The organism is Bacillus sp. LR--39 (genome assembly GCF_053613335.1).
Window position 1 is genome coordinate 1 of record NZ_JBSIOT010000978.1, and the last position, 672, is coordinate 672.

General features: G+C 49.7%; 1 protein-coding gene. It reads left to right on the forward strand.

Features of this window, described 5'->3' with window-relative positions; translation table 11 throughout:
* Positions 1 to 672 (forward strand): condensation domain-containing protein (locus ACWHAR_RS27875; RefSeq protein ID WP_452088544.1); only part of this gene is annotated, 672 nt, incomplete at both ends.

The window sequence follows — 672 nt, forward strand, 5'->3', positions numbered from 1 at the left end:
AGACGAAGCGGACCAAAAGATTAAGGAATTTATCCGGCCATTCGACTTAAACGACGCACCGCTCATTCGCGCAGCTTTGCTTCGAATAGAAGCGAAAAAACATTTGCTGCTTTTAGATATGCATCATATCATCGCAGACGGCGTCTCAAGAGGCATTTTTGTAAAAGAATTGGCGCTGCTTTACAAAGGAGAGCAGCTTCCGGAGCCGGCGCTTCATTATAAAGATTTCGCCGTTTGGCAACATGAAGCTGAGCAAAAAGAACGGATGAAGGAGCATGAGGCGTACTGGATGTCAGTTCTTTCAGGCGAGCTGCCAGAGCTTGATCTCCCGCTCGATTACGCCCGTCCGCCTGTGCAAAGCTTTAAAGGAGATACGATCCGTTTCCGTACGGGAAGTGAGACGGCAAAGGCGGTAGAAAAACTGCTTGCGGAAACCGGAACGACCTTGCACATGGTGCTCCATGCTGTTTTCCACGTCTTTTTAAGCAAAATTTCCGGACAGCGGGATATCGTCATCGGCTCCGTTACTGCCGGCCGGACGAATGCTGATGTTCAGGACATGCCGGGAATGTTCGTCAATACACTTGCCCTGAGAATGGAAGCGAAAGAACAGCAAACATTTGCGGAGCTTTTGGAGCAAGCAAAGCAGACGAACCTGTCAGCGCTTGAGCA